Raw genomic sequence first — 10,445 nt, 5'->3', positions numbered from 1 at the left:
GGTCCCCTGAACGCGATGATCGTCAGGGGCCCAGCTGTGCCACTCAACGACGCCATTGCGGCAGGCGGTGAGGGCTGTCTGGGGCTGGTGGCCTAACGAATTGCTTCTATCGCCGCACATGCGGATTTCAGAAGAGGGCTGTCTTCGCCTAGCTTGGACAATGAAATCCGCTGTGTGGACAGGATATCCCGTGCCGGTACTGCCTCGTTTTGCGAAAGGTTGAAGGTGGTTCGTGCGATCTCGACGAATCGAGCCTTCGATTCCGCTGTGCTCATATCGATCGATGTCCCCTCGGTCTCGCTCAATATGGCGGCCTCAGGAACTTTGCCGTCGAGGTAGAAGACGTTCTCTCTGCTCCACTTCAGAATAGTTTGAAGATTGGTGGATACGCTCGCATCGTCAACCTTTGAGCCCATAGTGTCGGCAAAATGGGTAGGTACACAACCGAGTAGGCTAGTCGCGAGATCTTCCCATTTCTTTCGATTTTCTGGCGTTGCGGGCAACGATTCGATAAGGGACCAGTCTGCATTTTCGAGGCGCTGGTCGCCATCCAGAAGTAGTACCGTCTCTGATGATTTAGACAATGCTAGTGCGGGGATTGAATATTTGATTAGATTTCCTGACCCTCCAGGGAAAATGACGGGTTCGACGGTTCCTAGAAGTTCCTTGCAATTCAACCGAATTGCGCATAGCAGAATTTCCTTTACGAGGGAATCCTCGACCATTACTCGCTTCTTTGTCAGTCCAGTCACGTGGCCAATATGAAAGAAGGCGTTGCTGGGATGCGTTTCATCGGAAATTAAGGACACGTCACCCGTTGCCGGATCAGCCCCTAGCAACTTAATCGCATCAGGTGGAAGTTCCTCCACGATTGATGGTGAATGTGTCGAGATTACAATCTGTGTCCCCTTTTGAAGAACCTGCAATTTCAGGTAGTCGAGGAGGTACTTTTGGGCACCCGGGTGTAGGGATACTTCAGGTTCGTCCAGCAGGAGGAGAGCATTTTCTCCCATGTTTGAAATTTCGTCGACCAATCGAACGATCGCAAATTCTCCGCTGCCGGCATGGGCCTCGGAGTATTCAGACCCTGCGAGGGTGAGCTTGGCTGAGTACCCTATCGACGAGTAAAAAGTGTGCTTCACAATTTTGATTGAGGAAAATTGCTTTCCCAGTATCTTCGATATTTCTTTTACGACTTGAGGTTCAAGCTCACGAACGTCTTCGACTACACGGGAAGAATCCGCCGATGTTTTTGCTTTATTGAAGGTTCGCGCGAGCCCAAGTGCTTGATTCAGTACGCGAAATTTCTTTCCATTTGGAATTCGAGTCCATCGATCGTAGGCCGCGTGATACATATACTTGTCGTAGGCAGACAACTCGGATCGGAAGTCCAAGTACACGACCTCTTTTGTTATTGTATTCCATCGATCTTTAGTGTCCGATAGATGCTGTGCAAGATCCGCGTCATTTACAGGAAGCTCCGCCATTGCGTCGCGTTTCACCCGTTTAGTGGGTTCCCAATAGTCAGGGTCCTTTTTGTTTGAGAAAGCCTTCGGGATATCGGACTGTCGGTAAGGTTTACTTCCCCGCGCTTTGCGGCATTCTGAGATGACTTCGCGAGATCCGATGTGGGTTCTATATTTGTAGATGAATCGCTGAAGTGAATCACTGTCGGCTCGCTTATTTGATCGATCGTCTATGTCATCCATTGCGCTTGAGAACCAAAAATCAGAGAGGCTCTTGCCTCCCGGCGATCCGTACAGTGCATGAAGTATCGAAGATTTATTCGATCCATTAGGTCCAACTAGGGCTGTAATTGGAAAAGTAAAACTGATTGTGAGGTTCGGTGTAAGAGCCTTGTAAAGAGGGAATCTAATTTCGGTGATAACAGGGTCAACCTTCTTATCTCCGAAACGCCTCCGTAATGCGTTATCGTTGGCCCTAGTCATTGCAATCCTCCCGTAACGCACCTCATGACAACTTGTCGTCGAATCTAGCAGGTTCGAGGCCAGCCGTTGGTGCAACGTCAGTCGATTCAACTGCCGATTTGCTCATCTCGTCCGTGCGGCGTCACGTCAACTTTCGGGTAGGTCGTACCCAGATCCCAGGGATTGGCGGAAATATCGAGAAAAGTGGCCCTTAGGTAAGGCGAAGGCCGCTGCATTGAATTGTTCTTGGGTTGGGCGCGTCGGACGCTGTCGTGGGTTAGAACGGACTCCTCTCCGAAGATGTGTACGCGATGTGCGAGACTCAAAACGCGAGGCAACGGTCGGTCGCCGTGGAAGCCCACGGAATCCCGCGGATATGTCGGCACGGATGGCTGGAGGTTTGAGGGCCTTCAAGCAGTAATTCGTGCGTGGACTTGAACATTTGCGATGGATCCTCAAAAGTCGAAACAGGCTTCAAAGATGATTTTCCACCCCAGGTTCGGCCACGTAGGTACATCCCGTTCTCGGAATCGAGCAGGATGGTTTCCGCAAATTGAGGTCGACGCTGGATTCCTCGTCCAAGTTGTGTGAATCCAAGTTCGTAGCCTGGGGCCAGCGAACGCACGCCCTCTGGAGGCTCGAATCCGTCGTAATCCATCGGGCAGGCGACGCCAACAGCAGGTTCGTGACCGTACCGGGAAGCCGCCCATGAATCGCGCGGGATTGACAGTATCCAACCTTCGCCGCGGGAGGTTGGATTCTGTCGCTTCCGTTGGTGTTGAAAGGCACAATAAGCGTGAGCGCGCTCAATAGCAGTCGCGGGTTTAGACCTACTTGTTGGACGTCGAGGTGACCGCCCTGATGGCGAGTTCGCCGTCGACGGCGTCTGCATCATCGCCGCACGCACAGTCACAGTCTCCGCCGCAACCGCCGGGATTGCAGTCTCCGGCGTAGCTGTCGTCATCGGCGTCGCAGTCGAGGTCTCCGCCGAAGGATTCAGCAAAATCGTCGTCGAGTTCGTGAGTGAAGTCGTGAACCTCGTCGATCAGGTTCAGCAGATGCTGCGGAGCGAAGGGATCGGCGTCGAGCATCGTGGAGACCAGTAGGTGGTCGCCGCTGAAGGCGAAGCGCAGGCGTGGCCATTCCTGCGCGAGTTCGATCAGTCGAGTCGCAGCGTGCGAGGGATTGCCGAGGCCCGTCAGGGCCGAGGACCAGACGTTGATCTGGGGGCCGTCATCCGCAACTGTCACGTAGACGACAAATCCGTGAACCGGCACGACAATGTCGCCGTCGTCATCGGTGGCAGGCTCACTGCCCAGTAGTTCGGCGAGGGTCTGGACGCACAGGCGAACCAACTCGTCGCGCTCGTCCGTCACCAAGGCAATTGCGCCGTTGATGTGGAGGGGCTGGTCGGCGGTCGTGTCGTGGTCGCTCATGGATCCTCATGTTCTGTGCCAGTCCGAGCAGGCGCTGGGCACTGTTTTCGTGCGGTAGCTGTCAGGTCTACGGTAATCGGCGCACACTATTGTCCGCGCAGTGGATGATTAAAGATGCCTGGGTGCGTCCGCGTTGATCTGGACTTGACAGCCGACCAGCGACGAGGTGCGAGCCCCGACAAATCGGGCAACCTTGTGGCAGTGAGTATCTCGGCTGTCGGCGGGTAGATCTAGCCTCCATGCATGACGGGTCAGAGAGTTCGGCGAGCTTCACATCTGCGTTTGGTAGCTGCATATCGAGCGGCGCAAAGCCAGATGAAGGTCCTTCCGCCGAGGCAGATGCGGAATCAGCGTCGACGGCCGGAGGTGGCGAACTTTGTCATGCGGATCGAAATCGACTGCATCACGCCGCCTATTTGGAGACGGTTTTCGGTTCCGTCGAATATCGAACTGGACCAACTTCATTCGATTGTGCAGGCGGTGATGGGGTGGGGAGATCAACACGCTCATCAGTGGGTGAGTGTCCATCATTCAACGGACAATGGCCCAGATCGGTATATCGCGCCAGAGGTGATCGAGCGCGACGGATACCAGGAAGACGAGTTTGGTGAGGACGAAGTCCGGATCGACGAGGCAGTAACCGCGGTCGGGGAGTACGTCCGTTATGAGTACAACGCCCGCGCAAGGTGGAGTCACACGTTGGTTCTCGAGCAGATTGTCGAAGACCAGCCGATTTCTGAGCCATCCTGTCTCGACGGCGAGAGAGCGTGCCCGCCGGAGGATTCTGGCGGTCCGATCGGGTATCGCGAGTTCCTGAACGTGCAGGCGAGTACCGGACTGTTCGATCCCGAACGTTTTGTTCCCGCAGAGTCCAATGCAGCAGTCACCATTGCAGTGGCATTGCATAAATCACCGCCCGTGGAAAGCTCGCTGTTCGAGAATTTCTTGCGCCGCCTGTCGGTTCATTCCGCGCCGAAACTGTTTGCCGCAGTTGCCAAATCGGAGCTTCGTGGCGGATATGACAACTATTTCGAGGTGATGCGTGAGGGAGCAACCTGCCAACTGCTGTGGCTGCTGAACTCCGCGCGAGGTGGTGGGATTGTTTTGACGGCATCCGGGTCACTGCCTCCGGACCTTGTTGCGTCTGCCCGAGACGAACTCGATTGGGGCAGTGACTGGATCGATGTCACGGCAGGGAGTGACTCGCAATTAGCAGTACTCGTTGAAGTCGCAAAGACACTGAGATTTGTCCGGAGACTCCGAGGCACATTGATTCTGACTCGACTCGACGCGTCAGTGCTTGCATATGAAGGCGAGCTGTGGCGTCACATCGTGACGGCCATGCCATTGGGAAAGGGCGAGTTGGGGCAGGAAGCCGGCCGAATTCTGTTCCTTACGTTGGCTGCCGGCTTGTCGGAGTCCGAACGTAGTGAAGTGATGATCGAAGGCCTCACGGCATTGGGTTGGTCGACAACAGACGGAACCCGCCTCGGCGACGACGATTGGACGTGGATGGTGCGAGACACTCTCGTGTACCTGCGAATGATCGGGGCGATTGTCTCCAATCCGCTGGACGAGCATGTTTCCGCCGATCCCGAGTGGGGCCGACGGTTTGCCAGGATGGTCCTGTCGAAGTAGCTGAGCGGTCGAATCGAGCATCGATTTCAATCGATGCGGAGTTGTTATATGCGCTGGAAGCGCACGATTTTACTGCGGCGGAAACGTGAATATTTTCGGGTGGGAAAATATCGGAGTTTTTGTTCGAAATTGCCATCATGCTATGGTCGATTCTCAGTTGTTGAATTGCGTGGTCGAGCCAAAAGCTTGCGCAGAAGATTTATTTTGTGGAGGTTGGGTTTCCGAAAAGACGAAGTGCGTGTTGCTAGTCAATTGAATATGTGACCGGTGTTGGTATGGCGGTCGCTCCTAGGGCGTGCAGAAACGAAGCGCAAAGATCCTGAACAGGGGTTTTGTGCTTTGTTCTGCCGATTATGTGCGAAGGATGTGGCATGTGACGGGGTCCGACATGGTCCAGTTCAGTACCTTGGTAATTGTTTCACTGCTTGTTGCTTTTTATGGTGGAACTTTTCTGATTTCTCTTCGTATCGGAAAGAAACAGGAAAATGCCGACGGTTTTATGACCGCCGGAAATAAATTAGGATTTGGTGTTTCGGCCGCGAGTATGACGGCCACCTGGATTTGGGCGTCGTCGATGTATGCATCTGCCACTTCTGGTTACACCTATGGAATCTCCGGCCCCATTCACTACGGTTTATGGGGCGCGTTGATGATTCTCTTCATTTATCCGTTTGGCCAGCGAATTCGCAAAGTAGCGCCGAAAGCCCACACGCTGGCTGAGGTCATGTACGCACGGCACGGACGCTCGAGTCAGCTGATGCTCGCGGGCTCCAATATCGTCGGCAGTCTCATCAGTTTGATGTCGAACTTCCTCGCCGGTGGTCTGCTGATCGCATTGCTTTCGCCGTTCAACTTCATCCAGGGTGTGTTCATCGTTGCGCTGGGCGTTTTGCTGTACACGTTGTGGTCGGGTTTCCGTGCTTCGGTGTTGACCGACTTCGTTCAGTTGATCGGAATGCTCGGTGCGGTAGCGGTTTTGGTGCCGTTCATCTTCTTTGCATCCGGATTCCCCGCTGCTTTCGAGTCGGGCGCAGGCAACCTCACCGCAGAGCAGGGCAACTTCTTCTCGAGCGTTGCCTTCTTCGAACAGGGGGCGCCGTACATCGCGGCAGTTCTTGCCTACGCAATCGGCAACCAGACCATTGCCCAACGTCTGTTCGCGGTCCGCGAAGACCTGATCAAGCCAACCTTCATCACCGCAACCGTCGGATATGGCGCCACTGTCATCGGCGTCGGAATGCTGGGTGTTCTCGCGCTGTACCTCGGAATCGAGCCGATGGATGGTGACGTCAACAACCTGATTCCGCAGATGGCTGCGTCGTACCTGCCCGGAATTTTGCTGGCTGTCTTCTTTGTCATGATCATCGGCGCGCTGTCATCGACGGCGGACTCGGACCTTGCTGCGCTCTCGTCCATCGTGATGACCGACGTTTACGGCCAAGCCGTCGCAGGCAAGGCTTATGCGAACCCTCGACGGATGCTGCTCATCGGCCGAGTAACGATGATTGTTGCCACGGCGGCGGCTATCTCCTTGGCAAGTCTGCAATTGAGCATTCTGGATCTGTTGGTGTTCGTCGGCGCGCTGTGGGGCGCGCTGGTGTTCCCGGTTATCGCGAGCTTCTATTGGGGAAAGGTCACCAACAAGGCCTTCACTGTGTCGGTGCTGGTGGCGCTTGCAGCCTTCTTGCCCGTCCGATTCAGTTGGGTGCCGATGGATGGGATGTTCGGGATCTTCTCCGACATCGTTGCCGTTGTCGGTATCGGAGTGGTGCTGGGGCTCATGGCATTTGGATTCTTCGGCCTGAAGGTTGCGCAGATCGTCGGTGGCCTGGCGATCGTGCTGTCCGCGCCGTTCGCAATCGGCTTCCTCCACGACTACCCAACGCTCAGCGGATCTTTGGTGGCCTATGCCGTCAGTACCGTCGTGTGCTTTGCGATGTCCGTCAATCAGCGTGAGACATTCGATTTCGAACTCATCAAACAGCGGACGGGAGACTTCGACGATGACGAGCTTCCTGCCGTGGGAGCGTCCGGAAAGTAACCGTCGAGACAAGTGGAAGGGATACGGATGAGTACAGCTCTACTGACCATTTACGTTCTGATCTGGCCGGCGTTGGTGCTGGTTGTCTTGGGAGTCATCAGCAAGGGGTTCTTCAAGGATTGGGCAATTGCCCGCCGCAAGGGTGAAGATCTGGTCTAACTTTCACGCCGCCACCGACGGACTTCTTTTCGGTGGCGGCGGTCATATTGCAATCGGGACTGGGGGCAGCGTTATAGTTGCCCAGTGCAACACGACGGAGCAATGGCGCTCACCGGTCCACCAGCCGTTCATGACGAGCTGGTGCACCTGACGCGGCAGTTGATGACGGGGGATCGGCATTCCGATGACCACCCGTCGATCGCCCAGCATTCGTTCCTCTCCTTCATCGGCCGCAATGACGGATGCAAGGCCACGGAGATCTCCGAAGTCTTCGGCGTCAACCGCTCGACCATCTCGCGTCAAGTGCGCGGGTGCATCGAGGCAGGCTGGGTATATGCCGATCCGGGATCCGTTCGTCAGGGCAATCCGCTGCACCTCACGGAGGCTGGCCGCAAATACCTCGACGCCGCCGACGCGCGTCGGCTCGACCAAGTCGCCGGCAGGCTGCACGATTGGACCGAGTCCGAGGTCGCAGACTTCGCCCGCGCACTCCACCGCTTCAGAATCAGCATCGAATCGCAGACCAACGGAGATGACACCCTGTGAGTGAGTACAGCGCCAAAGCCCAGTTCACCATCTCCGACAATGAGTCTGTGGTGCACACCGTCTTCACTCACGCCGAGCGCACGCCCGAACTGACGGTGTTCTCCCGCCCCAAGGGAGAGGGTTGGGTAGACGTCACAGCCAAAGAGTTCGCCGAGCAGGTCACCGGCGTCGCAAACGGTCTCATTGCAGCCGGGGTGCAGGCAGGCGACCGCGTCGCACTCCTCTCCGCGACCCGATACGAGTGGACGCTCTTCGACTTCGCCATCTGGGCTGCCGGCGCCGCTACCGTTCCGATCTACGACTCGTCGTCTCAGGGGCAGGTCAGCTGGATCCTCGAAGACTCCGAGGCCGTCATCGCGATCGTCGAAACCGGCGCGCACGAGCAGCTGTTCCAGGACGCGCCAAGCTCTCTCAAGGCCGTCATGCAGATCGACGACGGAGCAGTCGAAAAGCTGACCGCACAGGGCGCCGACGTTGACGATACCGAGCTGAAGAAGCGACTCGCGGGCATCAAGGCCGACGATCTGGCGTCACTCGTCTACACCTCCGGCACCACAGGCCGTCCCAAGGGATGCATCCTCACGCATCGCAACTTCTTGTCCGAGGTGCGCGGGATTCTCACGGCATCGATCGGCAAGGTGGCGGTTCCGGGAAACCGAGTCCTGACCTTCCTGCCGCTCGCTCACGTACTGGCCCGCGCGGTGTCACTTGCGACGTTCGAAGCTGGCGCTTCGCAGGCGCACTGGTCCGACTTTGCCACCATTACAACTCAATTCGAGCGGTACAAGCCCAACACCATCCTCGGTGTTCCGCGTGTATTCGAAAAAGTTCGTGACGGCGCAGCACGCAAGGCGGAGTCCGGTGGAAAGATTCCGGGCGCGATCTTCGCTTTCGCAGAAGTCACTGCAAAGGAATATAGCCAAGCCCTCGACAAGGGCGGTCCCTCGCTGATCTTGAAGGCGAAGCGCGCAGTGGCAGACAAGCTCGTGTACTCGAAGCTTCGTGAGGCTCTCGGGGGCGAGTGCTGGTTCGCGATCTCCGGCGGCGGCGCCCTCACTCCTGAACTGGGGCACTTCTTCCGTGGGCTCGGAGTTCCGATCTACGAAGGCTATGGCCTCACCGAAACCACAGCAGCGCACTGCGTCAACGTCCCGGGTGCTCAGAAGATCGGAACCGTCGGACAGCCGATGGGCGGCAACGGGGTACGCATCGCCGAGGATGGCGAGATCGAACTCAACGGCGGGGTTGTCTTCAAGGGCTACTGGAAGAACGACAAGGCCACCGAAGAGACATTCGTCAACGGCTGGATGCGAACCGGTGATCTCGGTGAACTCGACAGCGACGGTTACCTTTCCATCACCGGACGCAAGAAGGATCTTCTGGTGACGGCGGGCGGCAAGAACGTCTCGCCCGGCCCGATGGAAGACCGTATCCGTTCGCATTCCATCGTCTCGCAGGCAGTTGTCGTCGGCGACGGGAAGACCTACATCACGGCGCTGTTGACCGTCGACCCTGAGGTGTTCGAGAAGTGGAAGTCGGAGAACGGCAAGCCTTCCGGCGCCACCGTCGCCGAACTACGTGACGACAAGGACCTTCGAGCGGAGCTGCAGAAGGCCGTCGACGACGCCAATGCCGCTGTCTCGCATGCGGAGTCGATCAAGAAGTTCGTCATTCTCGATCGCGATCTGACCGAGGAAGACGGTGAGATGACAGCGACGCTCAAGATCAAGCGCAATGTCGTCGTCGATCGGTTCTCGAAGGAGATCGAAGGAATGTACGCGAAGAGCTAGGCGCGTTTGGGGAACTGCTCGCGGTAAGCCATCACGTCATCGAGGCGGAACCTGCGGTGGGTGCCGCGTAGTTCGATCGGGAGTTTCCCGGCGTCGGCGAGCTTACGTACATATGTGTCCGAAACGCCGAGGATCTCTGCTGCCTGCGAGGTGGTGAGGAGTTCTGCGACGGGCCCGAGGGCGACGCTGTCGCCGGCAGCGAGGTAGGTCAGGAGCTGCACGACGGCGTCGCCGACCGATGGCGGAATCTCGATGCTCACGCCGTCGAACACCAGCGTGGTCGTGTCCGTCGAGGTTGCGGCTCTCTCGGCCAGAGCTGTCTTGATTCGCTCGGCAGCGTCGCCGTCGACTGCGGAAACGATGTGGTCGATGCTCACGCGGTATATCTCCGATCGAAGGCAGTGTTTCGCAAGCATAGACAGCGATAGTGTCCGTCGGCACGCTGGCTAGCGCCGTGTGCGTTGTATTACATGAGTGCCGTGAGTGGAAAACCATTTACCCACGTAGATCGGAATTCGAAGGTTTTGGCGCCCAAAGATATTCGACTCGACGCATATGTAACTCACCAAATTTGGTGTACCCGCAAGTAACATCCTGAGCGTGGCTAGACGATCGGTAACGGTGAGATTCGACGTAGAGGAACTGAGGGCCCTAGAGACCCTCCAAGAGCTCACGGGCGCGGACATTTCCAGCGTCATACGTGAAGCTGTGATCGAACATGCTCGTCGATGTGTTGTGCAGGGAAAGCCCCGCGACATCACCGAGCGACGCAAATCGCTGACCTTGCAGGAAGCCTTCGCCAAGTACTCCGCGTTGTGCACCGACGAGGAGCGGGAAGCGTCGTAGCGCTCTGTCGATGCGGCGGTGACTGGTTGAGTTCACAGTGATTCTGACTGTGGCGCTGGGT

The 10,445-nt window shown here is 56.9% G+C and carries 9 protein-coding genes; 6 read left to right on the top strand and 3 right to left on the bottom strand.

From position 1 onward, the window contains the following. Positions 1-92: 92 nt before the first annotated feature. Entirely contained in the window at positions 93-1,949 is a 1,857-nt protein-coding gene (locus ABX74_RS16320; RefSeq protein WP_144419585.1) for an AAA family ATPase, read from the bottom strand. 809 nt (positions 1,950-2,758) lie between these two features. After that, complete coding sequence (locus ABX74_RS16315) at positions 2,759-3,364, bottom strand: T3SS (YopN, CesT) and YbjN peptide-binding chaperone 1 (RefSeq protein WP_047889224.1); 606 nt, start codon at positions 3,362-3,364, stop codon at positions 2,759-2,761. Between the two features lie 339 nt (positions 3,365-3,703). Here ABX74_RS16315 and ABX74_RS16310 point away from each other — a divergent pair, with 339 nt between their 5' ends. The 5 genes from ABX74_RS16310 (at position 3,704) to ABX74_RS16290 (ending at position 9,538) form a co-directional block, all read left to right on the top strand. After that, a complete protein-coding gene (locus tag ABX74_RS16310) occupies positions 3,704-5,002 on the top strand; it encodes a plasmid pRiA4b ORF-3 family protein (protein WP_223257944.1) in 1,299 nt (432 codons plus the stop codon). 388 nt (positions 5,003-5,390) lie between these two features. Next, a complete protein-coding gene (locus ABX74_RS16305) occupies positions 5,391-7,043 on the top strand; it encodes a sodium:solute symporter family protein (RefSeq protein WP_189637341.1) in 1,653 nt (550 codons plus the stop codon). Positions 7,044-7,070: 27 nt separating this feature from the next. Further along, positions 7,071-7,202, top strand: a complete 132-nt coding sequence (locus ABX74_RS30640; RefSeq protein ID WP_047889221.1) for a putative transporter small subunit — start codon at positions 7,071-7,073, stop codon at positions 7,200-7,202. 84 nt (positions 7,203-7,286) lie between these two features. Beyond that, positions 7,287-7,748: a MarR family winged helix-turn-helix transcriptional regulator gene (locus ABX74_RS16295; RefSeq protein ID WP_003941330.1), complete on the top strand. Its 462-nt coding sequence runs from the start codon at positions 7,287-7,289 to the stop codon at positions 7,746-7,748. Next, positions 7,745-9,538: an AMP-dependent synthetase/ligase gene (locus tag ABX74_RS16290; RefSeq protein WP_047889220.1), complete on the top strand. Its 1,794-nt coding sequence runs from the start codon at positions 7,745-7,747 to the stop codon at positions 9,536-9,538. Before ABX74_RS16295 ends, ABX74_RS16290 begins: the two co-directional genes overlap by 4 nt. Here the strand turns inward: ABX74_RS16290 and ABX74_RS16285 are convergent. Continuing rightward, a complete protein-coding gene (locus tag ABX74_RS16285) occupies positions 9,535-9,915 on the bottom strand; it encodes a helix-turn-helix domain-containing protein (RefSeq protein WP_003941392.1) in 381 nt (126 codons plus the stop codon). The genes ABX74_RS16290 and ABX74_RS16285 overlap by 4 nt on opposite strands. Positions 9,916-10,138: 223 nt before the next feature. Here ABX74_RS16285 and ABX74_RS16280 point away from each other — a divergent pair, with 223 nt between their 5' ends. Continuing rightward, a complete protein-coding gene (locus ABX74_RS16280; RefSeq protein WP_223257939.1) occupies positions 10,139-10,384 on the top strand; it encodes a hypothetical protein in 246 nt (81 codons plus the stop codon). The last annotated feature ends 61 nt before the right edge of the window (positions 10,385-10,445 follow it).

The sequence above is a fragment of the Rhodococcus sp. ARP2 genome (assembly GCF_001029585.1).
GTDB classification, from domain to species: Bacteria; Actinomycetota; Actinomycetes; order Mycobacteriales; family Mycobacteriaceae; genus Rhodococcus_F; species Rhodococcus_F erythropolis.
The sequence above is the reverse complement of the archived record's forward strand: the minus strand, read 5'-3'. Positions and strand labels throughout refer to the sequence as shown.